Below are 25,692 nucleotides of genomic sequence, written 5' to 3'. Positions count from 1 at the left end.
GCTAGTCCTTCTTTTTCCGCCGGGCTTGGAAGAAGCCCTTCAGCAGGTCCGAACTCTCCTGCGCCAGCACTCCGCCCACCACCTGCGGCCGCCAGTGGCAGGTGGGCTGGTCGAAGAATTTCGGGCCATGCACCACGGCGCCGCCCTTGGGGTCCTGCGCCCCGAACACCAGCCGCCCGATCCTGGCGTGGCTGATCGCCCCGGCGCACATGGCGCAGGGCTCCAGCGTCACCACCAGGGTCAGGTCGGTGAGCCGGTAATTGCCCCGCTTTGCGGCCGCCGCGCGCAGGGCGACGATCTCCGCATGGGCGGTCGGATCGTGCGCGCCGATGGGGCCATTGGCGCCGATGGCGACCACTTCGCCGGTCGCCGGATCGACCACGACGGCCCCCACGGGCGTTTCGCCACGTGCGGCGGCGTCTTGCGCGGCTTGAAGCGCGATGCGCATGGTGCGTTGATCATGATCCACGACTCCCAAGACAACGACGAGACGGCTCCCGGTCAAGGTGAGCGCGTCGCAAAAGCCCTGGCCCGCGCCGGCGTCGCCTCCCGCCGCGACGTCGAAAAGCTCATCGAGGCCGGCCGCGTCGCCCTCAATGGCGAGGTTCTGACCACCCCCGCGGTGAAGGTCGAGGCCGGCGACGTCCTCACCATCGATGGCAAGGTGGTGAACGCGCCAGAGCCCACGCGCCTCTTCCGCTACCACAAGCCGGTGGACCTGCTGACCACCCACAAGGACCCGCAGGGACGGCCGACGGTGTTCGACCACCTGCCCGCCGGCCTGCCGCGGCTGATCTCGGTCGGCCGTCTCGACATCAATTCCGAAGGCCTGCTGCTGCTGACCAATGACGGCGAGCTGGCGCGCGCCCTGGAAAGCCCCGCCAACGGGATCGTACGCCGCTATCGGGTCCGGGCGCGCGGCCGCATCACCCAGCCCGAGCTCGACAAGCTGGCCAAGGGTGTCACCGTCGAGGGCGTCACCTACGGCCCGATCGAGGCCAAGATCGACAAGGCCAAGGAAGGACCGCAGGGCGCCAATATCTGGATCACCGTCACCCTGGCCGAAGGCAAGAACCGCGAAGTCCGCCGGGTGATGCAATCCATCGGCCTGACGGTGGGCCGGCTGATCCGGCTCTCCTACGGCCCCTTCGCGCTGGGAACCCTGGAAATGGGTCAGGTCGAGGAGGTAGGTCCGCGGGTGATCCGCGAACAGCTCGCCGAACACATCGCCCCGACCAACCTGCCGCAGGGCGACCGGCCGCTGTTCGTCGACAAGTCCGGCCGCTCCAGCGGCGGGCGCCGTGCTCCCACCGGCGGCACCGGTGCGCCGGAGCCGAAGAAGAAGACCGTCTACAAGTCCGGCTGGGCGACGCCCAAGATCGAGGTCAAGGCCCATGCCGGCCAGCGCCGCCGCGCCCCGCGCCCTGGCGTCGAGACCCCGGCGGCGGGCCCGGCCAAGCCGCACGGCGAGGTTCCCCTGGCGCCCCGCGCCCGGTCCTCGCGCCTGGTGGCCGACAAGCCGGGCGGCATCCGCACCTTCAGCCCCGGCGCGCCGCTGGCCCCCTCGGTCCCGGCGCGCTCGAGCGCGCCCCGGGCCGCCGGACGTCCGAAGTCCAAGGGCTCCACCCTGATCGACCGCCGGCCCTATTCCGCCGACGGCCCGCGCCCGGCCCGCGATTTCAAGAACGGGCCCAAGCGCGAAGGCGCCTCCGGCGACCGCCCGCGGTCCTACGCCTCCGACAAGCCGCGTCCCGCCTACAAGGACGGACCCAAACGCGAAGGCGGCCCGCGCGGCCCCGACCGTCCGCCGCGCGGCGAAGGTCCGAAGCGCGCCTACGCCTCCGACGCCCCGCGGCCGCCCCGTTCCGACGCGCCGCGAGGTCCCCGCCCCGACTACAAGGCCGGCCCGAAACGTGAGGGCGGCCCATCGTCTGACCGTCCGCGCGCGCCGCGCTCCGACGGCCCGCCGCGCGGTCCGCGCCCGGACTACAAGGCCGGCCCCAAGCGCGAGGAGGGCGGCAAGTCCTTCGAGCGCCCGCGGTCGCCGCGTCCCGACGCCGACGGCAAGCCCTCGCCCTATCGCGGCAAGTCGCCTGTCGGCTCTAAAGGTCCTGGATCGCCGCGGGCGGACGCGCGGCCCTCAGGCCCTCGCGGGCCGAAGCCGTCTTCAGGATCTCCACGAAGCTCCGGCGCTCGTCCGCCAGCCCCTCGGCCAGGGGGCGGTCCAAAGCGGCGCGGGTGAGGCGCTTGGCGTAGGCCAGGCCGTCCCTGCCGCGCGTCTCCAACTCGGCGGCGATCTCCAGGGCCCGCGCCAGGGGGTCGGCGACGGCCTCGTGCACCAGGCCGATCTCGGCGGCCTGCTCGCCGGTCACCACCTTGCCCAGCAGGATCATCTCCAGGGCCTTGGCCTCGCCGATGACCCGGGGCAGGCGCTGGGTGCCGCCGCCGCCGGGAAAGATGCCGGCCCGCGTCTCCGGCAGGCCGATGGCCGCGGCGTCCAGCGCGGCGATCCGCAGGTCGCAGGCCAGGCTGATCTCGAACCCGCCGCCCATGCACAGGCCGTTGATCGCCGCGATCACCGGCTTGGGGGCGCTGGCCAGCAGGTCGACAAAGGCCCCGAAGGCGCCGCCCGGGCGCGGCGGGGTCGCCTCGGCGGCTGGCGGTGGGGCGTCCTGGATGGCGTCGCTCATCACCGACAGCTCGCCCACGTCGTAGTGGCGGATGAAGATGCCCGGCAGGCCGCCGGTCAGCACCACCACGCGCACCGCGTCGTCAGCCACGCAGGCCTCGAAGGCCGCCAGGATTTCGTTCGAGCCCTGGGCCGTCATGGTCCCGAGCGGCGGGTTGGCGTAGGTGATCACCGCCGTCCCGGCCTTGCGTTCCACGCTCACCAGGCCCATCGCGTCCTCCCATCGATTTATTCGGCCGCGAGCTTGGATCGCGGGCGGCGGCGCGGCAAGGTCGCGGCGAAACGGCAAGGAGCCTCTGTTGCGCATCGTCTCGGGAGAATTTCGCGGCAAGGCCCTGGCCGCGCCCTCGGGCGACCGCACCCGGCCGACCTCCGACCGCGCCCGCCAGGCGGTGTTCAACATCCTCGAGCATGCCGCCTGGTCGCCGGGCCTGCGCGATCTCCGGGTCATCGACCTGTTCGCCGGGGCGGGGGCCCTGGGCTTCGAGGCCCTGTCGCGCGGCGCGGCCTTCTGCCTGTTCGTGGAGACCGACGAAGCCGCCCGCGGCGCGATCCGCGAGAACGTCGACGCGCTGTCCCTGTTCGGCCGCACCCGGGTGCATCGCCGCGACGCCACCGACCTCGGCCAGCGGCCGGGCGGCGACGGCCCGGCCTTCGATCTGGCCTTCCTCGACCCACCCTACGCCAAGGGCCTGGGGGAGATCGCCCTCGCCAAGCTCGCCGCCGGCGGCTGGCTGGCGCCGGGCGCCCTGATCGTCTTCGAGCGCGGCTCGGACGAGGCCGATTTCACGGTCGAGAATTTCGAGAAGCTGGACGCGCGCGACTATGGCGCCGCGCGCGTCCACTTTGTCAGGTACTCACCACAGCCGGCTTGAGGTCCGGTTGTCGAGCTGGCTGCGCAGGTTGGCGAGCCCCTCGCGGTTGATCCGATAGGGGCCGCCACCCCGGCTGACGATCAGGCCGTTCTTCCGCAAAGCCTTGAAGACCAGCAGGTCGCAGTCGGCCAGGGCCCACCCGTCGCGGGTCTGGCAATAGGCGCCGACGATGCGGCCCCGCTCGTCGCGTTCGAGCACGATGGTTCCGCCCTGGGCGAGGGCGTGCAGCGTCCGTTGCTGCGCTTTCGATATGTTCACTGGGTTGTCCGAGGTCAGGCGTGAAACCACGCGCCCGCTCCAGGAGGGGGCGCGGACGATACGGACCTGACAGCCGATTTCAGACGAGGACGCCGGTTCGGCGGTTAGGCCCGGGCCTCGAACGCAATCTCAGACATGAACTCCCCTCGGGGCTTGGACGCGGAGATCATGGCGAAGCTCCGCGAGATCGTCCAGTCCGAGACTGGAATCGCAATGATTACTTCGATATCTCTTGGACGGTTCAAGTTATTCGAAATCATGACGCTTATGTGACGATTTTATAACAGAAAGGGTCAGGTCAAAATCGCATGGTGTGAAGTAAGATTCACCCATCATTAGTCGAGGTTGTCTACAGCCACGCTGGAACAGCGGAAGGCTCCCCATGACCGCCACCCTCCTCGACCTGATCCAGCCGATCGCGCCCATCTCGCCGCAGACCCTGGGGCAGGACGTCTATGACCGCTTCCAGGCCGAGCCCGAGACCCTGGCCATCGCGGTCGTGGACGAGGCGGGGGCGCCGGTCGGGCTAGTGGAGCGCAACGCCTTCTTCGTGGCCATGGCCGCCCACTATGGCCGGGCGCTCTACGCCCTTCGCCCGATCTCCCTGCTGATGAACCCCAGTCCGCTGGTCGCCGACGGCGACACCCCGGTGGCGGAGTTCTGTGGCGAGGTGCTGGCCGATCGCTCCAACGAGGTGATGAAGGGTTTCGTGGTGCTGAACGGCGGCCGCTACGCCGGGGTCGGCTCGACCCTGTCGCTGCTGCAGGCCACCAGCGCGGCCAACCGCGCCCACGCCCAGGAGATGACCCGCCTAGCCGAGACCCTCAACCAGGCCAAGCTGGAGGCCCAGACGGCGCTGACCGCCAAGTCGCAGTTCCTAGCGGTGATGAGCCACGAGATCCGCACGCCCCTGAACGGGGTGCTGGCCATCGCCGACATCCTGCAGCGCAAGCTCGCCAACCCCGAGCTGAAACCCTACGTCACCACCATCCAGGACTCGGGCCAGACCCTGTTGCGGCTGCTGACCGACGCCCTGGACCTGACCCGCGCCGACGCCGGCCAGCTGGAGCTCGCGGAGGACGGTTTCTGCGTCCCGGCCCTGCTGGAGGACCTGGCCGCCCTGTGGACCGCCCGGGCCGACCAGAAGAACCTCAGCCTCGCCTTCAGCTATGAGGGCGCGCCGGATCAGTGGGCGTTGGGCGACGCGGTGCGGATCAAGCAGGTGTTCAACAACCTGATCGGCAATGCGCTGAAGTTCACCTATTCGGGCGGGGTCGAGGTGGCGCTGAAGGTCCGGCGCGACGACATCCACGTCCATCTTGAGGGCGTGGTCCGCGACACCGGGGTGGGCGTGCCCGAACATCGCCTGGCCAACATCTTCCAGCCCTTCAGCCAGACCGAGGCCGGGGTGCGCGAGGGCGGGGCCGGGCTCGGCCTCTCGATCTGCCGCCAGCTCGTCCAGCAGATGGGCGGGAGCATCGAGGCCCGCTCCAACCCGGGCGTCGGCGCCACCTTCCGCTTTGAGTTTCCGCTGTTCGACGTCCCGGCCCCGACCGGGGAGGACATCGCGGACGAGCCGGACCTGATCGGGGGCTCCGCCGGCGGCCTGCACGTGCTGATCGCCGACGACAACGCCACCAACCGGCTGGTGGCCGAGACCCTGTGCGGCATGTTCGGCTGCACCACCGAGAGCGTCGAGGACGGGGAGCAGGCGGCGGCCGCCGCCGCCAGCGGTCGCTTCGACCTGATCCTTATGGACATCAAGATGCCCAATCTCGACGGGGTTGGAGCGACGCGGAAGATCCGCGGCATGGCGGGCGCGGCGGCCGACATCCCCATTCTGGCGCTCACCGCCAACGCCGATCCTTGGGACGCGGCCAGCTACCTCGCCCAGGGGATGGACGGGGTGGTCGAGAAGCCGATCAAGGCCGAACGCCTGCTGGACGCCATCAACGGCCTGTTCGAGACCGAGGGCCGCCAGGCCGCGGCCTGAGGTTGCGCCCAAGCTCCACTTGGGCGAGGGTCCGGGCGGACGCGGGGAGACACCGATGGCGGGCTACAAGGCTCGGCTGGAACGGGACCTGGACCGATGGATCGAGGACGGCCTGGTGCCGGCCGACAACCGCGGCGCCATCCTGGCCAGCGTCGCCGACGGCCGGCGCGTCGACGCCTCCGTTGCGCTCGGCGTGGTCGGCGCCCTGCTGCTGGGGATCGCGGCCATCGCCTTCGTCGCCGCCAACTGGGACGCCATCCCCAGGCTGGCGCGGTTCGGCCTGATCCTGGCGGTGTTCCTGGCGGTGACGGGCGGCGCGGCCTGGACCTCGCGGGCCGATGCGCGGCCGATCCTGACCAACACGCTGTTGATGGTCGCCGCCCTGATCTACGCCGCCGCCATCGGCCTGACGGGACAGGTCTTCGACATCGCCGGTGACCCGCAGCGGGCGCTGCGCGCCGCGGGCCTGGCGGCCGGCCTGCTGGCCATCGCCGGCCGCTCCAGTGGTGCGGGGGTCGCGGCCCTGGTCTTGATCGGCGTGGGCGAATTCGCCGGCCGGTTCGACGGCGGAAACACCCGCTGGCTGATCTTCGCCGCCCCGGTGGGCCTGGGTCTGGCCTGGCTCTGGAACTCCAGGCCCCTGGCCCATGTGGCGAGTCTGGCCATGATCGTCGGCCTGATCGCCTTGATCTCGCTCTATGAACGGGAATGGGGCGCGGCGGGCTTCCTGGCGGGCGGGGCGATCCTGGCCGCGATGGCGGGCGCCGCGCGGCAGGTCTCGGATCGCCGGACCGCGGTGATCTTCATGCTGTGGTTCGTCTGGGGCGCCCTGCTGCTGTTCGCCGTGGCGGGCTTCGACGATCTGAAGGGCGCGGCCCTGATCGCCCACCGCGCGGCCTGGCTGGTCCTGGCCGGCGGCGTCATCGCGCTCGGCATGCACGACCGTCAGCCGATGATCACCGCCGCCGGAGTGGTGGCGATGATCGCCGCGGTCTGCACGATCCTGTTCGACCTGGGCCTCGGCCTGATGACGGCGGCGGCCCTGTTCGGCGCCTGCGCCCTGATCGCCCTGGCGGCCGGCTTCGTGATGCGCGGGAGGGCCAAGGCATGATCAGGGTCCTTCCTCTCCGCATCCTCGCGGCCGGACTGTTGCTGACGGCCGTGCTGGTCGTCCTGGTGATCTCGGAGGGCCGCGCCCGCGCGGCCGGGCGCGAGGTGGCCTTGCCCATGGAGGCCTTCGACCCGCGCGAATTGCTGACCGGCCACTATGTGGCCCTGCAACTGATCCAGAGGCTCGATCCCGGCCAGGCCTGCCCCACCCGGACCCAGCCCATCGAGGAGCACGTCTGGCTGTCGCTGCGCGCCGCCGACGGGCGGTTCATCGGGTCCGGCGCGACCCGGCAGGCCGCGCTCGCCGCCGGCGGCGACCTGGCCGTCCAGGGCGGCGTCTACTGCTCGCGCGTGATGGCCGACGACGCCGTGACCAACGCCGTCACCCTGGACGTCGGCGTGGACCGCTTCCATGCCGACCAGCAGGAGGCCGAGGCCATGGAGAAGGCCCTGCGCGCCCGCCGTAACGGCCAGGCGGTCCCGGCCTTCGCGGTGATCTCGGTGGGTGACGACGGCCGCGCCCGCCTCAAGGGCGTCATCCTCGACGGCAAGCGGACGGATTTGACCTGGTGGTGACCCGCAGAAACCTCAACCGCTCATCCCGGCGAAGGCCGGGACCCAGGTGAAACCCACCAAGCGCTCCGGATGAATCTGGGTCCCGGCCTTCGCCGGGATGAGCGGGATTTACCTATCTGCGCCCGAACAGCCGCTCGATGTCGGCCAGCTTCAGCTCCACATAGGTGGGGCGGCCGTGGTTGCACTGGCCGGAATGGGGGGTGGCCTCCATCTGGCGCAGCAGGGCGTTCATCTCCGGCGCGGTGAGCCGGCGGCCGGCCCGCACCGAGCCGTGGCAGGCCATGGTGGAGCAGACCTCCTCCAGCCGTTCGCGCAGGGCCAGCGCCTGACCGTTCTCGGCCAGGTCGTCGGCGATGTCGCGGATCAGGCCGGCCACGTCGGTCTCGCCCAGCAGGGCGGGGGTCTCGCGCACCAGCACCGCGCCGGGGCCGAAGGCCTCCACCATCAAGCCCAACGCCTGCAGCTCCTCGGCGCGGCCCGTGACACGCTCGGCCTCGGCGGGGTCGAGCTCGACCACCTCGGGCAGCAGCAGCACCTGGCGGGCGACGCCGCCGTCGGCCATCTCCACCTTCATCCGTTCGTAGACCAGGCGCTCATGGGCGGCGTGCTGGTCGACGATCACCACCCCGTCGCGGGTCTGGGCGACGATATAGGTCTCGTGCACCTGGGCCCGGGCCGCGCCCAGCGGGAAGTCGACGGGGTCGAAGACCACCGAGGGGGCGGGGGCTTCCTGCAGGCCCACCGACGGCGGGTTCCAGGTCTCGGGCTCGGCGCGGGCCGAGACCTCGGTGAGGCCCGGAATGGCCTGGGCGACCTGGCTCCAGCCGCCCATCTGCCAGGCGGAGAAGCCCTGGGCCGAGGGCTGCGGCTGCGGCGACCAGCCGGGGCGGATGTGGCTCAGGGTCTCGCTGGCCACGGTGGTCGAGGCCCGGTGCCCGGCGCCGGCCAGGGCGTGGCGAAGGCCGCCGACGATCAGGCCGCGCACCAGGGACGGATCGCGGAACCGCACCTCGGCCTTGGCGGGGTGGACATTGACGTCCACCAGCGACCCGTCAAGCTCCAGATAGAGCGCCACCAGCGGATGGCGGTCGCGGGCCAGGAAGTCGGCGTATGCGCCCCGCAGCGCGCCCTGCAGCAGGCGGTCACGCACCGGTCGTCCGTTCACGAACAAATACTGGTGGGCGCTGTTGCCGCGGTTGTAGGTGGGCAGGCCCGCGAAGCCCGACAGCCGCACCCCGTCGCGCTCCTGGTCGATGGCGATGGCGTTCTCGGAGAACTCCCGGCCCATGATCGCCGACAGCCGGGCCAGGCGTCCGTCGGGTCCCTGGCTCTCGGCCGGCAGGCGCAGGACCCGGCGCCCATCGATGTCCAGGGCGAAGCTGACCGCCTCATGGGCCATGGCCTGGCGCTTGATCTCCTCGGCGATGGCCATGGCTTCCGATCGCTCGGACTTCATGAACTTCAGCCGCGCCGGGGTGGCGTAGAACAGGTCGCGCACCTCGACCCGCGCCCCGTGCGGACCAGGGAACCCCGAGGGCGCCACCGCCCCCATGGCGCCGCCTTCCACCAGGATGGCGTAGGCGTCGGCAGAACCCCTGGCCCGCGACGAGATCGATAGCCGCGCCACCGAACCGATCGACGGCAGGGCCTCGCCGCGGAAACCGAGCGTGGCGATGCGCAGCAGGTCGTAGTCGCCAGCCGCGTCGGGACTGAGCTTGGAGGTGGCGTGGCGTTCGACCGCCAGGGGCAGCTCGTCGGGCGTGAGCCCCGCGCCGTCGTCGGCCACCAGGATGCGGGTCAGGCCCCCGCCGTCGGCCTGGACCTCGACGGACCGCGCCCCGGCGTCCAGGGCGTTCTCCACCAGCTCCTTGACCGCGCTGGCAGGCCGTTCCACCACCTCGCCGGCGGCGATGCGGTTCACGGTTTCCGGCGGGAGGCGGCGGATCGTCATGGTCAAGCTTTGAACGCGATTTCGATATCCATTCTATATAGTTCGATTCCGGGGGGCGCGTCCGGAAGGAGCACCATGAGTTTCGCCAAAGCCGTGGCCGTCGGCTGTCTGATCCTCGCCCTGGCGGTCCCGGCCTCGGCCCAGGCGCCCGCCGTCCCCGACCCGCTCGATCCCGACGCCGTGCTGCTCGAGGAGTTGGTGGTGACCGCCATCGACAAGGGCCCGGCCTGGTGGCGCGTCTCCGACGCTGACACCACGGTCTATGTGCTCGGCGCGCCCGGCGTGCTGCCCAAGGGTCAGGCCTGGGACCAGGCGGTTCTGGAGCGGCGGCTGAACGGCGCCCACACCGTCATCCTGCCGTTCAACAGCGTCAGCATCAGCCTGCTCAGCGTGCCGGGGCTCGCCCTGCAGTGGGTGCGGTTGAAGGGCAAGCCGATGGAGGAGCGGCTGTCGGGCGACATCCGCCGCCGCTTCGTCGCCGCCCGCGAGGGCGCAGGCCAGCCGGCCAAGCGCTACGCCTACAAGAACGAGCTGCTGGTGGGCCTGATCCTGGTCGGCGACTACCGCGACAGCGTCAAGCTGACCGCGGCCGACCCCGGCAAGACCGTGGCGCGGATGGCCAAGGCCCGGAAGATCAAGACCGAGAGCCGGTCCCTGTCCCTGGGCCCGGTGCTGGGCCAGGCCACGCGCATGGGGTCCGCGGCGCAACGCGCCTGCCTGGAGGATGCGCTCGACGAGATCGAGGCCGGTTCCGCCGGCGCGCGTCGTGCGGGCGCCGCCTGGGCCGATGGCGACGTTCGCGGCGCGCTGAACCAGGAGCGCGGCTACGAGCGGTGCCTGGCCAGCGTGCCGGGCGCGCTCAACCTCGACGCCCGCTTCAAGGCCGAGCAGGTCGCCGCCATCGAGCGGGCCCTGGCCAAGCCCGGCCACGCCGTGGCGGTGGTGCAGCTGCGTCCCCTGCTCAGCCAGGGCGGGGTGCTGGACCGCCTGCAGGCCAAGGGGTTCGAGGTGAAGACTCCGGGTGAGCCCTAGGCTCGCGCCGCGCCGAACAGGGCGTTCAGTTCGCCTTGCGGAATCTGGCCGGCGGCGAAGTCGATGGTTCCGCGATCTCGCAACTCCTCGGCGCCGCGGCGGATGAAGGCCAGCGCCGCGCGGGCGAAGGTGCCGCCGAGGCTGATCCGCTGCACGCCGGCCGCCAGGATGGCCGTGGCGTCGCTCGGCGCCGCGCCCAGGCCCATGACGATGTTCAGCGGGCCGTGGATCTCCCGCGCCAGGGTGGCGATGGTTTCCAGGTCGCGGGCCCCGGGGGTGAAGACGCAGTCGGCGCCGGCCTCGAGATAGCGGTTCGCCCGCCGGACGCAGGCGCCCAGGTCGCCGTCCGGGAGCAGGAAGACGTCGGTGCGGGCGGTGAGCACGAAGGGATTGTCCCCGATCGCCTCGCGCGCCGTGGCGATGCGCTCCACGGCGAGGTCTTCTTCATAGAGCCCCGCCGATCGCGGCTTGGCGTCCTCGATATTGCCACCGGCCAGGCCCGCGCCGATGGCCAGACGGATGGTCTCGGCGACGGTCTCCGGCGCATCGCCGTAGCCGGCTTCGAGATCGCCGTTCACCGGTCCGTCGACCAGGTCGGTGATCTGCCGGATGCGGTCGAACATCTCCTCGCGGCCGACCGCCAGCCGGCTGTCCGGCACGGCGTAGTCCGGCCTGCCCAGGGAGAAGGCCACGCCCGCGCTGGTGGTGGCGATGGCCTTGAAACCCGCCTGGGCGAGGATGAACGCGCTGCCGGCGTCCCAGGCGTTGGGCATGACGAAGCCGCCGGGCGCGGCGTGCAGGGCCTTGAAGGCGGCGGCGGTGGTGCGTTGGCGATCATCGGCCATGGGCGGGCTCCGAGGGATTTCGAGCCCATCCTCGCCTGGACCCGCTGATCCGTCGAATGCATAGTATGGCGATCATAGATCAGTTATTTGCATGGAGCTCACCATGGACGGTGACGGGCTGAGGACGTTCATCGCGGTCCATCGCGCCGGCGGGTTCTCGCAGGCCGCGGGGCTGTTGCTGAGATCGCAGCCGGCGATCAGCCGACGCATCGCCTTGCTTGAGCAGGAGCTTGGCGCGTCATTATTCGACAGGAGCGCGGGCGGGGCGGCGCTCAGCCAGGCGGGGCGGGTCCTGCTGCCCTATGCCGAACGCGCCCTGGCGGCCATCGAGGACGCCCGCGGCGCCGTCTCGGCCCTGGCCACTGAGGACGCCGGCCCGGTGTCGCTGGTTGTCGTGGGCACCCTGGCCGGGGACCGGCTGACTTCAGCCCTGGCGCGCTTCCGGCGCGATCATCCCCGGGTCGACCTGACCCTGCGCACCGCCACCAGCGCCCAGGTGAGCGACCTGGTCCGGGGCGGGGAGGCGCATGTCGGCCTCCGCTATCACCACGATCCGTCTCTCGACCTGGATGCACGGCTGGTGACGATGGAGCCCCTGGTGGTGGTCTGCGCTCCGGGGCATCCCCTGGCGGGCCGGCTGGTGGCGGCGCTGGCGGAGCTGCGGGCCGAGCGCTGGCTCGCCTTCCCGGACTCCGGCGGACGTCCGGAGATCGCCGCCAGCCACATCTTCGCGTTGTTCCTGACCCGCGGCATGGGCGATGTCGCTTGGACCGCGATCGACAGCCTGACCGCCCAGAAGCGGCTGGCCGCGGCCGGCTTCGGCCTGGCCCTGATGCCGCGCAGCGACGTCGACGAGGAGTTAGCCTCCGGCCAGTTGGCCGAGATCGCGGTCGGCGACCTCGACGCGGCTCAGCCGGTGGTGGCGGTGGTGCGCCGCAACGGCTTTCTCAGCCGCGCGGCCCGGACCCTGCTCGAGGACTTGAGCGCGTGGTCTAGAGGCCCGGCAGCTTGATACGCGACGACTTCTCGCGGGAGATGACCACCGCGCCGCCGCCGGTCAGGGCCTTGACCCGGGCCTCTTCGGCCGCGGCGTCGATCGGGGCCTCGACATTGTCGCCGGCCGCGGCGGTGGTCGCCGCCGTGGCGGGGGCCTTGTCGCTCTTCCAGAACATCACCCGGTCGGCGAAGCTCTTTTCCTTGTGCGACAGGTCGCCGGTCTCGTCGTCGACCACGTAGCGGATCAGCGGGTCGGCCTTGTCGGCGCCGGCCTTGGCCACCAGCAGCTTCTCGCCGTCGGAGCGGGCCTGGGCGTCGCGCTGGCCCAGCAGGGCGTTGCGCGCGGCGCTCTCCGGCTGCAGCTCCTGCGGGCGCGGCTCGCCGGGGGCGGGCGGACGCAGGGCGTAATCCGGCGGCACCACCAGGGGCGCCTTGGAGACCACACGGAACTCGTCGGGGGTGACCTTGGTCATGCCGAGCGCGTTGCGCGTGGAACTGCAGGCCGAAAGACCCGTCGCCGCCAGCAGGGCGGTCGCCACGATCACACGGTTCAAGCTCATAAAAACATAGCTCCTAAGGCCGCCCCCCGGCCGGGAAGGGAGTTTGAATAACGCAAAGCGTAAACCACGCCAACGCGGATTAGGTCGCAGGCTCTTTACGCAGGGAATCGAGCAATAAGAAGACCACCCCCACGGTGATGGCGCTGTCGGCGACGTTGAACACCCAGGGGAAGAACCCCAGCCGCTGGAAGTCCAGGAAATCGGCCACCGCGCCGAACCGGATCCGGTCGATGGCGTTGCCCAGCGCCCCGCCGATCACCAGGCCCAGCCCCAACGCCAGGGAGGCGCGGGGGGCCTGGCGCGCCCACCAGGCCAGCACGCCCGCGACGATCACCGCGAAGGCGCTCAGCAGCCAGCGGGTCAGGTCCTGGTCGGCGCGGAACAGGCCGAAGCTGACCCCCCTGTTCCAGACCATGGTCAGGGAGAACGGCCCGGCGATCGGGACCGAGAACCGCGACGGCAGGTCATAGACCGCCAGGATCCAGTACTTGGACGCCTGGTCGGCGGCGATGATGACGGCGGCCAGCAGATAGGCCCACCAGCCGAACTTGGAGACGGAGGGGGTGCTCACGCGCGCGCCGCGTCCCAGGCGGCCACCGCCTCGGCGTCCCGCAGGCTGAGGTCGGGATAGCGGGGATCGGAGCCCACCTCCGGCAGGATTCGCCAGGAGCGGGCGCACTTGGTCCCTTCGGCCCGAAGGGGCTCAACGGCCACCCCGGGCGACTCGGCCAGGCGGAACGCCCCGGCCGGACCGTCGCCCTGAACCAGGGTCGCCTGGCTGGTGCGGAACACCTCGGCGGGGTCCAGTCCGTCGAAGGCGGCGATCACGCCCAGGTCGGCCACATGCACCTTGGGAGCGGCCTCAAGGGCCGCGCCCATCCGCTTCTCGCGGCGCTCGATCTCCAGGGCGCCGGTGACCACCGAGGTCACCGCCTGCACCTTGGCCCAGCGTTCGGCCTCGGCGGGATTGGCCCATTCGGCGGGCGTCTCCGGGAACACCCGCAGGCTGTTGGAGCCGGCGTCGGGGAAGCGGGTGGTCCAGGCTTCCTCGGTGGTGAACGGGATGAGCGGGCTCATCCAGATGGTCAGGCGCTCGAAGACCAGGTCCATGACCGTGCGCGCGGCGCGTCGGCGCAGGCTGTCGGGCTGGTCGCAATAGAGGGCGTCGCGGCGGATGTCGAAGAACAGCGAGGACAGCTCGTTCTGGCAGAACTCCAGCACCGGCCGGGAGACATCCTGGAAGATGTAGTCGCGATAGGCGGCGCGCACCTGGCCGTCCAACTCCCACAGGCGATGGAGGATGAAGCGCTCCAGGGGCGGCAGGTCGGCATAGTCGACCTCTTCCTCGTCCGTGAAGCCCGCGAGCGCGCCCAGCAGATAGCGCACGGTGTTGCGCAGCTTGCGATAGGCGTCGGTGGTGGTGGCCAGCACCGTCTTGCCGATCCGCTGGTCGTCGGTGTAGTCGGCCATGGCCGCCCACAGGCGCAGGATCTCCGCGCCGGAGTCCTTGATCACCGTCTGGGGCTCGATGGTGTTGCCCTTCGACTTCGACATCTTCTCGCCGTTCTCGTCGACGGTGAAGCCGTGGGTGAGGACCGCGTCGTAGGGCGCCCGGCCGCGCGTGCCGGAGCTCTCCAGCAGCGAGGACTGGAACCAGCCGCGATGCTGGTCGGAGCCTTCCAGATAGAGGTCGGCGGGCCAGCGCGTGTTCTGGCGGCCTTCCAGGGTGAAGGCGTGGGTCGAACCGGAATCGAACCAGACGTCGAGGATGTCCTCGACCTTCTCAAAGCGCTCGGGATCGTGGACGCCCAGGAAGTCGGCGACCGGCCGGGTGAACCAGGCGTCGGCGCCTTCCTTGGCGATCAGCTCGACGATGCGGGCGTTGACGTCCTCGTCGTGCAGCGGATGGCCGGTCTCCTTGTCGACGAACATCGCCAGCGGCGAGCCCCAGGCGCGCTGGCGGCTGATCAGCCAGTCCGGCCGGCTCTCGACCATGGCGCGGATACGGTTGCGCCCGGCCTCGGGATGGAAGGCGGTGGCCTCGATCGCCTCGATGGCGGTCTCGCGCAGGGTGCGGCCGTCCTTCAGGGGTTCGTCCATGCGGATGAACCACTGCGGCGTGTTGCGGAAGATGACCGGCGCCTTGGAACGCCAGGAGTGCGGATAGGAATGGGACAGCCGGCCTCGGGCCAGCAGGCGACCGGCCTCGATCAGCTTGTCCATCACCGCGCCGTTGGCGGGGCCGAACTTGCCGGCCTTCTTGCCCTCGGTCTCCAGCACCTTCAGGCCGCCGAACAGCGCGACATTGGGATAGTAGGCGCCGTCCGGATCGACGGTCTCGGGGATCTCCCGATGACCGTGGGCCAGCCAGACCGCATAGTCGTCGGCCCCGTGTCCGGGGGCGGTGTGGACGAAGCCGGTGCCCGCGTCATCGGTGACGTGGTCGCCGTCCAACAACGGGACCTGGAAGCTGTAGTGGGTGTCCAGCGCCGCCAGCGGATGCTCGCAGACCATGCCGGCCGGGTCGAAGGTCTCCAAACGGCGGGCCGAGGCGATCTTGGCGGCGGCGAAGACGTCGGCGGTCAGCTTGTCGGCCAGGATCAGGCGGTCGCCGGACTTGGCCCAGGGCTCGAACTCCAGGCCGGTCTCCATGGCCTCGACCTCGTAGACCCCATATGAGATCGCGCGGTTGTACGAGATCGCCCGGTTGGCCGGCAGGGTCCAGGGCGTGGTCGTCCAGATGACGATGCAGGCCTGGTCGCCGTTCAGCGAGGAGTCCACCTGGGCCTGGGCCTCGGCGGTGCCGGCCGGCATGGCCTCGTCCTGGTCGGCGTCGCCCGACAGGCCTTCGTAGGGCGTGTAGTCGACCACCGGGAACTTCACCCAGACGGTGGGCGAGATGTGGTCGTGGTACTCGACCTCGGCGTCGGCCAGGGCCGTGCGCTCCACCGGGCTCCACATCACCGGCTTGGAGCCGCGATAGAGCTGGCCCGAGGCCACGAACTTATGGAACTCCGCGACGATGGCCGCCTCGCTGCCATAGTCCATGGTGGCGTAGCGGTTCTCCCAGTCGCCCAGCACGCCCAGGCGCTTGAAGCCTTCCATCTGGACCTCGATCCAGTGGGCGGCGTATTCGCGGCAGCGCTCGCGGAACTCGGCCTTGGAGACCTCGTCCTTGCGCCGGCCCTGGCCGCGCAGCTCCTCCTCGATCTTCCACTCGATCGGCAGGCCGTGGCAGTCCCAGCCGGGCACGTAGTCGACGTCGTGGCCGAGCGCGAAGCGCGAGCGGACCACGAAGTCCTTCAGGGTCTTCTGCAGGGCGTGGCCGATATGGATGGCGCCATTGGCGTAGGGCGGGCCGTCATGCAGCACGAACAACGGCGCGCCGGCCTTCTGACGGGCCGCGCGGATCGTGTTGTAGAGATCCATCTGCGCCCAGCGCGCGAGGATCTCGGGCTCCTTCTGGGGCAGGCCGCCGCGCATCGGGAACGGGGTGTCGGGAAGAAAGACGGTCTCGCGGTAGTCCCGCGTAGGGGTTTCGGCGTCGTCGGCCATAGGACTTTCCAGCTTGGCTCGGAAACAAAAAGGGTGCGGGTGAAACCCGGCGCGCGCTGGATCGATCGTCCGGCGGCGTCACGCCGGGCGGATAATTCGCAGGGATTTCCGAACCGAAGTCATCGCCGGGGTCGTAGCAGAGGCCGGCGCGAAACCCAAGGTCTCAGAAGTCCGGCAACAGCAGGGCGCGGGCCTGGGCGGCGTCGGCCATGACCTGGGCGACCATGGTCGGAAGGTCCGCGAACTTCGCCTCGGGCCGTAGGAAGGCGATCAGGTCGGTCTCGATCACCTGATCGTAGATGTCCTCGTCGAAATCGAACAGCCAGACCTCCAGGCGCGGGGCGATCTCGCCGGGGATTTGGGGATTGACGCCGATATTGGCCACGCCGGCGATCTCGCGGCCGTCGGGCAGGCGGGTGCGGGTGGCGTAGGACCCGAACTTGGGGATCACATAGTCGGTGAGCGCCACATTGGCGGTGGGGAAGCCCAGGGTCCGACCGAGTTGGCGACCGCGCTCGACCATGCCCTCGATGGCGAACGGCCGGCCGAGGATGGCCGCGGCGTCCTGAGGCCGGCCGTCGCGCAGCGCCTCGCGCACGCCGGTGGAGGAGTATTTGGTCTCGCCCTCGCCCAGGGCTTCGGCGATGGAGACCGTGAAGCCCAGCTCGACGCCATATTTGGCCATCAGCTCGGGGCTGCCGGTGCGGCCCTTGCCGAAGGAGATGTCGAAGCCGACGGCCACGTGGCGCACGCCCAGCCCCTTGGCCAGCACCTCGGCGGCGAATTGCCGGTCGGTGAGGTTGGCCATTTCCGCGTCGAAGGGCAGGACGTGGAAGATCTCGACGCCCAGGGCCGCGAGCGCCCGGGCCTGCTGGTCGGGCTTCATGATCCGGAAGCTGGGGGCGGACGGCTGGAAGATCTGGCGCGGATGGGGGTCGAAGCTGATCACCCCCAGGGGGGCCTTGAGCGCGCCGGCCGCCTTGGCCGCCTGGGCGATGACCTTCTGGTGGCCGCGATGGACGCCGTCGAAATTGCCGAGCGCCACGGCCGCGCCCTTATCGGCCTCCGACAACCCCTTCCAGCCGTGAACGATCCGCATGGGCGTCACTTGGGCTTCCGCGGGACCATGACCACGGCCTCGCCATCGACCACGGTCTTGCCGTCCACCTGGCAGACGGTGGCGAGGGTGGCGTATCCGCGGCGTTCGTCCAGGCTCTGGACCGTGACACGGGTCACCACCGGATCGCCCAGCTTCACCGGCCGGCGGAAGCGGAGCGACTGCGAGAGGTAGATGGCGCCCGGCCCGGGCAGGCGAGTGCCCAGCACCGCGGAGATATAGGCCGCCGACAGCATGCCGTGAGCGATGCGGCCCTGGAACGGGGTGGTCCGGGCATAGGCCTCGTCTAGGTGGACGGGGTTGGTGTCGCCTGACACGGCGGCGAAGGCCTCCACGTCGGCCGCGCCCACGATCTTGGTGGTCTCGGCCGACTGGCCCTCGGCCAGATCCTCGAAGAACAGTCCCTGCACGCCGCCCGCTCCCGGTTAGATGCTCTAGTTAGCGGCTTTTGCTCACCACGCCAGATCGGCGATGGCGTAGCTGGCCCGCGCGCCGTCCTTGGCGAGCAGGGACCCCACCGCCTGGGCGTCCAGGCCGTCGGGCCCGATGGTCTCCGCGCCATGGATGCCGCTGGCGATGAACAGCACGTCCAGGCCCTGGTCGTTGGCGCCCTTGGCGTCGGTGGCCACCGCGTCGCCGATGCAGAGCACGCGGGCATGATCGACGCTCCGGCCCAGGATCACCTCGGCCTCGGCCAGGCACAGGCCGTAGATCGGGGCGAAGGGCTTGCCGGCCATGATCACCTCGCCGCCAAGTTCGGCGTAGCGCTGGGCCAGAGCCCCGCCGCAATAGATCAGCCGGTCGCCGCGCTGCACCACGATGTCGGGATTGGCGCAGATCATCGGCAGGCCGCGCGCGATGGTCGCCTTGAAGCGCTCCTCGTAGTCGTCCGGCCCCTCGACCTCGTCGTCATAGGGTCCGGTGCAGGAGATGAAGGCCGCCTCGTCGGGGCCCGCGAAGGTGAGGTCGAGCCCCTCATAGAGCGGGGCGTCGCGGTCCGGGCCGATGGCCCAGGCGGGGCCGGGCGCGCGGGCGCCCAGCATCAGCCGGGTGGCGTCGCCCGAGGAGACGAAGGCCGACCAGGCGTCGCGCGGCACGCCCAGCTGGTCGAGCTGGTCATGGACGGCGCTGGAGGGGCGCGGGGCGTTGGAGATCAGGATCACCGGCCCGCGCTCGGCGCGCCACTTCACCAGGGCGGCGCAGGCGTCGGGAAAGCTCTCGCGCCCGTTGTGGATCACGCCCCAGACGTCGGAGAGCAGGACGTCGTAGCGGTCGGAGAGCTCGGCGAGGCCGGAGATCAGCTTGGGCTCGGTCATGCCGGGGCGGTAGCGGGCGCCGCGCTGCGGGTCAATCCTAGGCGCGCCGGCCGGTCCGGCTGCGCAGGGTGGGGCGCAGGAAGTCAGCGGGGGGATCGGTCTCGGCCAGGACGGCGTCGCGGATCGGGCGCGGTTCGCCGAACAGGTGGCCCTGGCCGTACTGGATATCGAGTTCCAGGATGTCGACGATCTGGCGCTCGCTCTCCACCTTCTCGGCGATGAGGTCGACCCCGTAGCGGCGGGTGAGCGCGGCGAAGTCCTGGGCCGCCAAATCCGGCATGGAGCGGAGCACCAGGCCCTCGTCAGTCTCGGTCAGTTCGTCCAACAGCACCTGGGCGCTTATCTTCAGGAACTTCACGTCGGATCGGGCCAGGTCCTGGAAGTCGATGTCGAGGTCGATGACCTTGTCCAGGCTGAAGCGGAAGCCGAGCTCGGCCAGCTTGCCCATGTTGCGCGCCTCGACCGAGCCGCGGGCGTCGAAGGCGGCCTGTCCCAGCTCGAAGATCAGGGCCCCGGCCAGGTCCTTGTTGGCGGCCAGCAGTTCCAGGAACTGCGGGAAGAAGGTCTCGTCGGCCAGGCTGGAGGTGGAGACGTTGCAGAAGATCCCGACCTTGCGGTCCTGCTTGGCCAGCCGCCGGACGATCTGCACGCAGCGGAACAGCAGCAGGTTGTCGATGGAGGTCATCAGCCCTTCGGGCTCGGCCACGGTCAGGTACTCGGCCGGCATCAGCACCCGGCCGGTCTCGTCGCGCAGCCGCGAATAGCTCTCGTAGAAGACGGTGCGCCGCTGGGGCAGGCCGACGATCGGTTGCAGGTAGAGGTCGACGCGGTTCTCGGCCAGGGCGTCGCGGACGGTCCCCAGCAGGGCGGCGGACTGGTGGCTGCGGCGGCTGTCGTGCTGGCGGTCGGGGACGGGGGCGCTGGCTACCCGCTCCTCCAGCCGCTGGCCCATGCGTTGGACCAGGTCCTCCAGGATGTGGACCTCGTCGTGCAACTCCTCGGAGCGGCGGACGGCCTCGTCGGTCATGGTCTCGACGACCTCCGACAGGCGGGTGTCGATCTTCTCCATCTGCAGCAGCAGGATGGTGTTGGCCTCGCGCACCATGTCGAGGCCCCGCTGCAGGGTGCGCATCTTCAGGTTGGCGGAGATCATGGCGTGGATGGAGGCGCAGAGCGCCAGGCCGCCCACAAGGGCCGCGACGCCAGCGGCCCAGCCGCCGCCGTTCCGCCACAGGAGGAGGGCGACGATCAGCGCAAGGCAGAGATAGGTGGCCGCAAGCGCCACCGACGTGAACTGTCGCATAAGCCCGCCGGTCCGAATCAACTCGGAGTATCGGCCGGGCAAGCCTTGCAAGTCGAATGGATTAACCGTCGCAGGGGGACGTGGCTCCCACCGTGGAGGCGGTGGGCCTAGTAGCTGAAATAGTCAGGGCCTATCAGCTCGTGAATGTCGGCGATGGATTTCGCCGCGCGGACCTCCGCCTTTCGCTCCACGAGCACCGTCTCGAATTCGCTGGGCTCGCAAAAGTACTCTGGAAAAGCATCCATTGAGGCGCAGACCCGATCCTGAACGGTGGCCAACGACCACACAGGCCCCGCCTCAAGCATATGGTCGACACGTTTCATTCGAGGCGCGAAGATTTTGCGCCACCGGAATGGCGCGTATCCGAGGTGTTCGACCGCGATGACCTTCCAAGTCCGACCTTCGACATCGACCATCTCCATCCCGACCTGGATATTAGTCTCCAGCGTCTCGGGCCCGCAGGTGGTTAGTTCGAACCGGTCTCTGACGGTCCAAATGTCGGAATCGTGTGTGAAACAGAAGAGCGGGAAGGCAAAGGCCTCAGTGCTCGACAATCGCGCGCGCGCTGAGCGCGTTTCTCCGACCATCAGCTCGTCTCCCGGGCAAGAGGACCTACCTCAATGGCCGCTCGCCATAAGGCGATCGAGGCAGCGGCTTGGACGTCGCCTCATTGATCTGCGGCTTCGTGAGGGTGTCATAACCGCGAGCAGCGATCCAAGCCGGAACCGCCTTCATCCAGTCAGGCGATCCAATCCAAGCTCTGCGTATCGGATCATACCTGGGCAAGTCGCCCCATTTTCCCCGTAGCCGCCGATGGTCAGCCTTTTCCATGACCTTCAGAAAGGCTGGATGATTTCGCCAATTCTCGACGGTGCGCTTAATGCCATTGAGCTCGAATGTGTGGTTTATTTCCTGGCCAGGTAAGGCGACTCCTCGCCGTCGGAGCTGCTTGCGAACTGCCTCAGCAGTTCTCACGCCGACGTTGTTTGCGACGCCCCGTTCAATTGCGTTCAGGACGCCGACGCCCGTCGCCAACAGAGCCGCGTCCACAACTGCGAGGGTCGCGTTCCCAACGGCCTGAACCGGCCGCCGCCCTCTGACATCCTCGATACCTTCAAGCGCTGGCCCGACAACGGGTGCATCCCAGAACGCGTTTGGATCCATCGGGGTGGCCGCCATGGCGTCATCGGCTTCCATGCGGGCCGGCGACCCCGACCACCGTTGGGTGGGCGCGGCGTCGAGGGCGCGCTCGGCCGCCATCTCTCGCGCCTCTTGCGCACGCTTGCGGCGGACCCATTCGTCGTAGGCTTCGCCTTCGGGATCAGGCACAGACCGGGGTTCACCACGCGGCATAATCGCCATGGAGTTCTCCAAGCTCAAAGAAGGTGGACTAGCGCGCGAGCGAAGGCCGCAAGCTCTACCCTAGGATAGCGGCGTCGCCGGAATTGTCTAGAACAAAAAGAGAACATTGCGTGACGACGCCGTGCGCGTAGCGCCGGGATTTCGGGTGCGGACGGCAGCCCTACCGCGTCGGGACCGGCGTCTCGCCGCGATAGTCGTAGAAGCCGCGGCCGGTCTTGCGGCCCAGCCATCCGGCCTCGACATATTTCACCAGCAGCGGACAGGGCCGGTACTTGGAGTCCGCCAGGCCCTCATAGAGCACGTTCATGATCGAGAGGACGGTGTCCAGGCCGATGAAATCGCCCAGCTCCAGCGGGCCCATCGGGTGGTTGGCGCCCAGCTTCAGCGCATTGTCGATGGCTTCGACCGTGCCGACGCCCTCATACAGGGTGTAGATCGCCTCGTTGATCATCGGCACCAGGATGCGGTTGACGATGAAGGCCGGGAAATCCTCGGCGTTGGTGGTGGTCTTGCCCAGCGAGCGGGCGAAATTGACGGCGGTCTCGTAGGTGGGCGCGTCGGTGGCGATGCCGCGGATGACCTCCACCAGCTTCATCAGCGGCACCGGGTTCATGAAGTGCAGGCCGATGAACCGTTCGGGCCGGTCGGTGACCGAGGCCAGGCGGGTGATGGAGATCGACGAGGTGTTGGAGGCCAGCAGGGTGTCGGGGCCGAGGTGCGGCGCCAGCGCCTTGAAGATGTTCTTCTTGACCTCTTCGTTCTCGGTGGCCGCCTCGATGGCCAGGTCGGTGGCGCCGACGGTCTGCAGCTCGTCGGCGGGCTTGATGCGGGCGATGGCCGCCTGGGCGGCTTCGTGGTCGATGATGTTGCGGGAGACCTGTCGGGTCAGGTTCTTCTCGATCAGGGCGATGCCGGCGGCGATCTTGTCGGCGCTGACGTCGTGCAGCAGGACGTCATAGCCGGCCAGCGCACAGACATGAGCGATGCCGGTGCCCATTTGACCGGCGCCGATGACGCCGACGGACCTGATCTGAACCATGCGGAAAGAGCCTCGAATGACCTGGCCGCAAACCCGGGCGACCGCGTGTGACGGGTTTCTAACATAGGCTGGGCCGCCGCCGCCAAGGCTTTTGCTGCGCCGCAGCGTGAGCGGTCCAAAAAGAAGGGCGGCCCCTCGCGGAGCCGCCCTGGATGGTTCAACCGTAAGGCGTGACGGCTACTTCCCGGCGGCGGTCAGGGCGTCCATCAGCTCCGGCACGGCGCTCTTGTAGTCGGCGACCAGGCCGAAGTCGGCGACCTGGAAGATCGGCGCGTCGCCGTCCTTGTTGATCGCCACGATGACCTTGGAGTCCTTCATGCCGGCCAGGTGCTGGATGGCGCCGGAGATGCCGATGGCGACATAGAGTTCCGGAGCCACGACCTTGCCGGTCTGGCCGACCTGATAGTCGTTGGGGGCGTAGCCTGCGTCGACCGCGGCGCGGGAGGCGCCGACGGCGGCTCCCAGCTTGTCGGCCAGGGGTTCGATCACCCGCTGGAACTCCTCGGCCGAGCCCATGGCCCGACCGCCGGAGACGACGATCTTGGCGCCGGCGAGTTCGGGGCGTTCCGACTTCACCAGCTGCTGGTCGACGAACTTGGTCTTGGCCGCGCCGGAGCCGGCGGAGATGGTCTCGACCGGGGCGGAGCCGCCTTCGGCCGCCGCCTTGAAGGCGGTGGGGCGAACGGTGATCACCTTCTTGGCGTCCGAGGACTGGACGGTCTCCAGCGCGTTGCCGGCATAGATCGGGTGCACGAAGGTCGAGGCGTCGACCACCTCGACGATCTCGGAGATCTGCGCCACGTCCAGCTTGGCCGCGATGCGGGGCGAGAAATTCTTGCCCTGCGAGGTGGCCGGCGTCAGGACGGCCTCGTAGTTGGCCATGAGCGGCACGACCACGGCCTCGACGGCCTCGGCCAGGCCGTGGCCCAGCTCGTCGCTCTCGGCCAGCAGCACCTTGCGCACGCCGGCGATCTTGGCGGCGGCGTCGGCCACCGCCTTGGCGCCCGCGCCGGCGACCAGCACGTCCACGTCGCCCGAGAGGGCGAGCGCGGCGGTGACGGTCTTGTGGGTGTTGTCCTTCAGCGACGCGTTGTCGTGATCGGCGATGACGAGAACGGCCATTAGAGGACCCCCGCGGTCTTCAGGTTGGAGACGAGATCGGCGGCGGTCTCGACCTTGATGCCGCCGGCCCGCTTGGCGGGCTCGGTCACCTTGAGGACCTTCAGATGCTGCTTGAGGTCGACGCCGAGCGAGCCGGCCTCCTTGACGTCGAGCGGCTTCTTCTTGGCCTTCATGATGTTGGGCAGCGAGGCGTAGCGCGGCTCGTTGAGGCGCAGGTCGGCGGTGATGATCGCCGGCAGCGAAACCTCGAGGGTCTGCAGCCCGCCATCGACCTCGCGGGTCACCTTGGCCTTGCCGGCCGAAAGCTCGATGGCCGAGGCGAAGGTCGCCTGGGGCCAGTCGAGGATGGCCGCGAGCATCTGGCCGGTGGCGTTGTTGTCGCCGTCGATGGCCTGCTTGCCCATGATCACCGCGTCCGGGCTCTCCTCGGCGATCACCGCCTTGAGCAGCTTGGCGACGGTCAGGGGCTCCAGATCCTGATCGGTCTGGATCAGGATCGCGCGGTCGGCGCCCATGGCCAGGGCCGTGCGCAGGGTTTCCTGCGCCTGGACCGGGCCGATGGAGACCGCGACCACCTCGGTCACAGCGCCCTTTTCCTTCTGACGAACGGCCTCTTCGACCGCGATCTCGCAGAACGGATTCATGGACATCTTGACGTTGGCGAGGTCGACGCCCGACTGGTCGGACTTCACCCTGGCCTTCACGTTATAATCGATCACCCGTTTAACCGGGACCAACACCTTCATGGGTCGCTAGCGCCTCAAATTGCATTGCGGAAAAATCGGTCGGATGCGGCATAACGCTTCCGCCGAGCATTGCAAGTCGGCGCCCGGACACACCTCGCCGCAATTTCGGCCGATGGGAGCGCTAATCGCGCCCGCTTGAGTAGAAGAACGAGACGATGAACCGCACGATCGACCGCCTGAAACTGATCTTCCTGGCGGCCTTCGCCCTGCTCAGCGCGGGCGCTTTCGTCTACCACTACGGCTGGGTCTGGCCGGCCCAGACGTGCGAGGCCTCCGGCGACTGGTGGGATTGGCGCACCCGCACCTGCGCCCACCCGATCCCGATCTCCGACATCACCGGGCGGGTGATCAAGGACCGCGCCGCCTACGACGCGGCCAAGTCCGACGGGATTACCGGCAAGGCCGGCGACTTGGCCCGTCTGCCCGCCACCGTCCCCGCCGCGAAGAACTAGCGCGTCGCGCCGGACTTCCAGAACACCTCCCGCGCGCCGCGGTCGTTGGCGTGGCGAGCGGCGACGAACAGGAAGTCCGAGAGGCGGTTCAGGTATTTCATGGCGGCCGGGCTGACGGGTTCGCCGGCCTCGACCAGGGCCACGGCGACGCGCTCGGCCCGTCTCGCCACCGTGCGCGCCAGGTGCAGGGCCGCGGCCGGCGCCGTGCCGCCCGGCAGGATGAAGGAGGTGAGCGGCGGAAGCTCGGCGTTCATGGCGTCGATCTCGCGCTCCAGCCGTTCGATCTGGCTGTCGATCATCCGCAGGGTGTTGGTCTCGCCCTCGCGGGGCGGGGTCGCCAAGTCGGCGCCCAGGTCGAACAGCTCGTTCTGCACCCGGGCCAGCATGGCGTCGAAGTCGGGTTCGCCGGCGGTGTGCAGGCGCGCCAGGCCCAGGCAGGCGTTGGCCTCGTCGACCGCGCCATAGGCCTCGACCCGCAGGGAGGCCTTGGAGACCTGCTCGCCGGTGGCCAGCCGCGTGGCGCCGCCGTCGCCGGTGCGGGTGTAGATCTTGTTGAGGGTGACCATCCTAGCCGCCGGCGTTGTGGCGCCACCAGACGGCGGCCACGAGAACGGCGACCGCGATGGCCTGCAGCAGCACCCGCAGCCGCATAAGCTTGTTGGAATAGGACCGGCCGAAGTCACCGCCCCGGAACAAGGCGTAGAGGCCGATGAACAGGGTCACCGTCACCGCGACCAGGCTGATGGGGATGAGATACTGGAAGATTGTGTTCATGCGCCCAACCTAGCGCCGCTG

26 protein-coding genes and 1 pseudogene are annotated in these 25,692 nt (G+C 69.6%); 8 read left to right on the top strand and 19 right to left on the bottom strand.

Going from position 1 to position 25,692, the window contains the following annotated elements:
• Window position 1: 1 nt before the first annotated feature.
• Complete coding sequence (gene tadA / locus V6M51_RS04265) at window positions 2–448, bottom strand: tRNA adenosine(34) deaminase TadA (protein ID WP_332764920.1); 447 nt, start codon at window positions 446–448, stop codon at window positions 2–4.
• Window positions 449–460: 12 nt separating this feature from the next.
• Between tadA and V6M51_RS23845 the strand changes: the two are divergent.
• Window positions 461–1,129 (top strand): annotated as a pseudogene (locus V6M51_RS23845) (pseudouridine synthase); the annotation flags it as partial.
• Window positions 1,130–2,102: 973 nt separating this feature from the next.
• Here the strand turns inward: V6M51_RS23845 and V6M51_RS04255 are convergent.
• Window positions 2,103–2,900: an enoyl-CoA hydratase/isomerase family protein gene (locus V6M51_RS04255; RefSeq protein WP_442957641.1), complete on the bottom strand. Its 798-nt coding sequence runs from the start codon at window positions 2,898–2,900 to the stop codon at window positions 2,103–2,105.
• Between the two features lie 88 nt (window positions 2,901–2,988).
• On the opposite strand from V6M51_RS04255, the gene rsmD reads away from it, so the two are divergent.
• A complete protein-coding gene (gene rsmD / locus V6M51_RS04250) occupies window positions 2,989–3,564 on the top strand; it encodes a 16S rRNA (guanine(966)-N(2))-methyltransferase RsmD (RefSeq protein WP_332764918.1) in 576 nt (191 codons plus the stop codon).
• Here rsmD and V6M51_RS04245 read toward each other — a convergent pair.
• Window positions 3,547–3,822, bottom strand: a complete 276-nt coding sequence (locus V6M51_RS04245) for a YjhX family toxin (protein WP_332764917.1) — start codon at window positions 3,820–3,822, stop codon at window positions 3,547–3,549. The two genes, rsmD and V6M51_RS04245, sit on opposite strands and share 18 nt — an antisense overlap.
• A gap of 382 nt (window positions 3,823–4,204) precedes the next feature.
• Here V6M51_RS04245 and V6M51_RS04240 point away from each other — a divergent pair, with 382 nt between their 5' ends.
• Genes V6M51_RS04240 through V6M51_RS04230 form a run of 3 tightly spaced genes read left to right on the top strand, consistent with a single transcriptional unit; the run spans window position 4,205 to window position 7,501 of the window.
• A complete protein-coding gene (locus V6M51_RS04240; RefSeq protein ID WP_332764916.1) occupies window positions 4,205–5,815 on the top strand; it encodes an ATP-binding protein in 1,611 nt (536 codons plus the stop codon).
• Between the two features lie 55 nt (window positions 5,816–5,870).
• Window positions 5,871–6,926, top strand: coding sequence for a DUF2157 domain-containing protein (locus V6M51_RS04235; protein ID WP_332764915.1), 1,056 nt, complete (start codon window positions 5,871–5,873; stop codon window positions 6,924–6,926).
• Window positions 6,923–7,501 (top strand): GDYXXLXY domain-containing protein, encoded by a 579-nt coding sequence (locus V6M51_RS04230; protein ID WP_332764914.1) that lies wholly within the window; start codon window positions 6,923–6,925, stop codon window positions 7,499–7,501. Before V6M51_RS04235 ends, V6M51_RS04230 begins: the two co-directional genes overlap by 4 nt.
• A 112-nt stretch (window positions 7,502–7,613) precedes the next feature.
• On the opposite strand, the gene mutL is transcribed toward V6M51_RS04230, so the two are convergent.
• Window positions 7,614–9,452: a DNA mismatch repair endonuclease MutL gene (mutL, locus tag V6M51_RS04225; RefSeq protein ID WP_332764913.1), complete on the bottom strand. Its 1,839-nt coding sequence runs from the start codon at window positions 9,450–9,452 to the stop codon at window positions 7,614–7,616.
• 75 nt (window positions 9,453–9,527) lie between these two features.
• On the opposite strand from mutL, the gene V6M51_RS04220 reads away from it, so the two are divergent.
• On the top strand, window positions 9,528–10,484 hold the full coding sequence (locus tag V6M51_RS04220; RefSeq protein ID WP_332764912.1) for a TraB/GumN family protein: 957 nt from the start codon (window positions 9,528–9,530) through the stop codon (window positions 10,482–10,484).
• On the opposite strand, the gene V6M51_RS04215 is transcribed toward V6M51_RS04220, so the two are convergent.
• Window positions 10,481–11,329: an isocitrate lyase/PEP mutase family protein gene (locus V6M51_RS04215; protein WP_332764910.1), complete on the bottom strand. Its 849-nt coding sequence runs from the start codon at window positions 11,327–11,329 to the stop codon at window positions 10,481–10,483. The genes V6M51_RS04220 and V6M51_RS04215 overlap by 4 nt on opposite strands.
• Before the next feature lie 103 nt (window positions 11,330–11,432).
• Here V6M51_RS04215 and V6M51_RS04210 point away from each other — a divergent pair, with 103 nt between their 5' ends.
• Window positions 11,433–12,341, top strand: a complete 909-nt coding sequence (locus tag V6M51_RS04210; RefSeq protein ID WP_332764908.1) for a LysR family transcriptional regulator — start codon at window positions 11,433–11,435, stop codon at window positions 12,339–12,341.
• Here the strand turns inward: V6M51_RS04210 and V6M51_RS04205 are convergent.
• From V6M51_RS04205 to V6M51_RS04150, 12 genes are all read right to left on the bottom strand, one after another.
• Window positions 12,322–12,885 carry a DUF3035 domain-containing protein gene (locus tag V6M51_RS04205; protein ID WP_332764906.1) on the bottom strand — a complete coding sequence of 188 codons (564 nt, stop codon included), beginning with the start codon at window positions 12,883–12,885 and terminating at the stop codon, window positions 12,322–12,324. The genes V6M51_RS04210 and V6M51_RS04205 overlap by 20 nt on opposite strands.
• Before the next feature lie 79 nt (window positions 12,886–12,964).
• Window positions 12,965–13,456, bottom strand: a complete 492-nt coding sequence (lspA, locus tag V6M51_RS04200) for a signal peptidase II (protein ID WP_332764904.1) — start codon at window positions 13,454–13,456, stop codon at window positions 12,965–12,967.
• Window positions 13,453–16,440 (bottom strand): isoleucine--tRNA ligase, encoded by a 2,988-nt coding sequence (ileS, locus tag V6M51_RS04195; protein WP_332764903.1) that lies wholly within the window; start codon window positions 16,438–16,440, stop codon window positions 13,453–13,455. The genes lspA and ileS overlap by 4 nt, the downstream gene beginning before the upstream one ends.
• 163 nt (window positions 16,441–16,603) lie before the next feature.
• A complete protein-coding gene (locus V6M51_RS04190; protein ID WP_332764902.1) occupies window positions 16,604–17,539 on the bottom strand; it encodes a bifunctional riboflavin kinase/FAD synthetase in 936 nt (311 codons plus the stop codon).
• A gap of 5 nt (window positions 17,540–17,544) precedes the next feature.
• Window positions 17,545–17,967, bottom strand: coding sequence for a MaoC family dehydratase (locus tag V6M51_RS04185; RefSeq protein WP_332764900.1), 423 nt, complete (start codon window positions 17,965–17,967; stop codon window positions 17,545–17,547).
• 42 nt (window positions 17,968–18,009) lie between these two features.
• Window positions 18,010–18,873, bottom strand: coding sequence for a TIGR01459 family HAD-type hydrolase (locus tag V6M51_RS04180; RefSeq protein ID WP_332764898.1), 864 nt, complete (start codon window positions 18,871–18,873; stop codon window positions 18,010–18,012).
• A 37-nt stretch (window positions 18,874–18,910) separates the two neighbouring features.
• Window positions 18,911–20,176 (bottom strand): flagella assembly cyclic-di-GMP phosphodiesterase TipF, encoded by a 1,266-nt coding sequence (gene tipF, locus V6M51_RS04175; RefSeq protein WP_332764896.1) that lies wholly within the window; start codon window positions 20,174–20,176, stop codon window positions 18,911–18,913.
• Between the two features lie 107 nt (window positions 20,177–20,283).
• A complete protein-coding gene (locus tag V6M51_RS04170; protein WP_332764894.1) occupies window positions 20,284–20,763 on the bottom strand; it encodes a hypothetical protein in 480 nt (159 codons plus the stop codon).
• 25 nt (window positions 20,764–20,788) lie between these two features.
• Window positions 20,789–21,538 carry a hypothetical protein gene (locus V6M51_RS04165; protein ID WP_332764892.1) on the bottom strand — a complete coding sequence of 250 codons (750 nt, stop codon included), beginning with the start codon at window positions 21,536–21,538 and terminating at the stop codon, window positions 20,789–20,791.
• 160 nt (window positions 21,539–21,698) lie between these two features.
• Window positions 21,699–22,577, bottom strand: coding sequence for a 3-hydroxybutyryl-CoA dehydrogenase (locus tag V6M51_RS04160; RefSeq protein ID WP_332764890.1), 879 nt, complete (start codon window positions 22,575–22,577; stop codon window positions 21,699–21,701).
• 177 nt (window positions 22,578–22,754) lie between these two features.
• Window positions 22,755–23,699, bottom strand: a complete 945-nt coding sequence (locus V6M51_RS04155; protein ID WP_332764888.1) for an electron transfer flavoprotein subunit alpha/FixB family protein — start codon at window positions 23,697–23,699, stop codon at window positions 22,755–22,757.
• Window positions 23,699–24,445, bottom strand: a complete 747-nt coding sequence (locus V6M51_RS04150) for an electron transfer flavoprotein subunit beta/FixA family protein (RefSeq protein WP_332764886.1) — start codon at window positions 24,443–24,445, stop codon at window positions 23,699–23,701. Before V6M51_RS04150 ends, V6M51_RS04155 begins: the two co-directional genes overlap by 1 nt.
• A gap of 155 nt (window positions 24,446–24,600) precedes the next feature.
• Here V6M51_RS04150 and V6M51_RS04145 point away from each other — a divergent pair, with 155 nt between their 5' ends.
• Entirely contained in the window at window positions 24,601–24,897 is a 297-nt protein-coding gene (locus V6M51_RS04145; protein ID WP_332764885.1) for a hypothetical protein, read from the top strand.
• Here the strand turns inward: V6M51_RS04145 and V6M51_RS04140 are convergent.
• Together V6M51_RS04140 and V6M51_RS04135 are read right to left on the bottom strand one after the other, a co-directional pair.
• On the bottom strand, window positions 24,894–25,463 hold the full coding sequence (locus V6M51_RS04140) for a cob(I)yrinic acid a,c-diamide adenosyltransferase (RefSeq protein ID WP_332764884.1): 570 nt from the start codon (window positions 25,461–25,463) through the stop codon (window positions 24,894–24,896). The two genes, V6M51_RS04145 and V6M51_RS04140, sit on opposite strands and share 4 nt — an antisense overlap.
• A gap of 1 nt (window position 25,464) precedes the next feature.
• Window positions 25,465–25,671: a twin transmembrane helix small protein gene (locus V6M51_RS04135; RefSeq protein WP_332764883.1), complete on the bottom strand. Its 207-nt coding sequence runs from the start codon at window positions 25,669–25,671 to the stop codon at window positions 25,465–25,467.
• Window positions 25,672–25,692: the final 21 nt, after the last annotated feature.

The organism is Phenylobacterium sp. (assembly GCF_036677185.1).
Classification (GTDB): Bacteria; Pseudomonadota; Alphaproteobacteria; order Caulobacterales; family Caulobacteraceae; genus Phenylobacterium.
This window is presented reverse-complemented; position numbering and strand designations above follow the sequence as displayed.

Bases quoted from the DNA above. Each gene is read 5' to 3' on its own strand.
- mutL (WP_332764913.1), bottom strand. From the start codon at position 9,452: ATGACGATCCGCCGCCTCCCGCCGGAAACCGTGAACCGCATCGCCGCC.
- V6M51_RS04180 (WP_332764898.1), bottom strand. From the start codon at position 18,873: ATGACCGAGCCCAAGCTGATCTCCGGCCTCGCCGAGCTCTCCGACCGC.
- V6M51_RS04155 (WP_332764888.1), bottom strand. From the start codon at position 23,699: ATGGCCGTTCTCGTCATCGCCGATCACGACAACGCGTCGCTGAAGGAC.
- V6M51_RS04230 (WP_332764914.1), top strand. From the start codon at position 6,923: ATGATCAGGGTCCTTCCTCTCCGCATCCTCGCGGCCGGACTGTTGCTG.
- tadA (WP_332764920.1), bottom strand. From the start codon at position 448: ATGCGCATCGCGCTTCAAGCCGCGCAAGACGCCGCCGCACGTGGCGAA.
- V6M51_RS04255 (WP_442957641.1), bottom strand. From the start codon at position 2,900: ATGGGCCTGGTGAGCGTGGAACGCAAGGCCGGGACGGCGGTGATCACC.
- V6M51_RS04240 (WP_332764916.1), top strand. From the start codon at position 4,205: ATGACCGCCACCCTCCTCGACCTGATCCAGCCGATCGCGCCCATCTCG.
- V6M51_RS04190 (WP_332764902.1), bottom strand. From the start codon at position 17,539: ATGCGGATCGTTCACGGCTGGAAGGGGTTGTCGGAGGCCGATAAGGGC.
- V6M51_RS04205 (WP_332764906.1), bottom strand. From the start codon at position 12,885: ATGAGCTTGAACCGTGTGATCGTGGCGACCGCCCTGCTGGCGGCGACG.
- ileS (WP_332764903.1), bottom strand. From the start codon at position 16,440: ATGGCCGACGACGCCGAAACCCCTACGCGGGACTACCGCGAGACCGTC.
- V6M51_RS04160 (WP_332764890.1), bottom strand. From the start codon at position 22,577: ATGGTTCAGATCAGGTCCGTCGGCGTCATCGGCGCCGGTCAAATGGGC.
- V6M51_RS04135 (WP_332764883.1), bottom strand. From the start codon at position 25,671: ATGAACACAATCTTCCAGTATCTCATCCCCATCAGCCTGGTCGCGGTG.
- V6M51_RS04145 (WP_332764885.1), top strand. From the start codon at position 24,601: ATGAACCGCACGATCGACCGCCTGAAACTGATCTTCCTGGCGGCCTTC.
- V6M51_RS04140 (WP_332764884.1), bottom strand. From the start codon at position 25,463: ATGGTCACCCTCAACAAGATCTACACCCGCACCGGCGACGGCGGCGCC.
- V6M51_RS04235 (WP_332764915.1), top strand. From the start codon at position 5,871: ATGGCGGGCTACAAGGCTCGGCTGGAACGGGACCTGGACCGATGGATC.
- V6M51_RS04215 (WP_332764910.1), bottom strand. From the start codon at position 11,329: ATGGCCGATGATCGCCAACGCACCACCGCCGCCGCCTTCAAGGCCCTG.
- V6M51_RS04150 (WP_332764886.1), bottom strand. From the start codon at position 24,445: ATGAAGGTGTTGGTCCCGGTTAAACGGGTGATCGATTATAACGTGAAG.
- V6M51_RS04165 (WP_332764892.1), bottom strand. From the start codon at position 21,538: ATGGCGATTATGCCGCGTGGTGAACCCCGGTCTGTGCCTGATCCCGAA.
- tipF (WP_332764896.1), bottom strand. From the start codon at position 20,176: ATGCGACAGTTCACGTCGGTGGCGCTTGCGGCCACCTATCTCTGCCTT.
- V6M51_RS04170 (WP_332764894.1), bottom strand. From the start codon at position 20,763: ATGGTCGGAGAAACGCGCTCAGCGCGCGCGCGATTGTCGAGCACTGAG.
- V6M51_RS04220 (WP_332764912.1), top strand. From the start codon at position 9,528: ATGAGTTTCGCCAAAGCCGTGGCCGTCGGCTGTCTGATCCTCGCCCTG.
- V6M51_RS04210 (WP_332764908.1), top strand. From the start codon at position 11,433: ATGGACGGTGACGGGCTGAGGACGTTCATCGCGGTCCATCGCGCCGGC.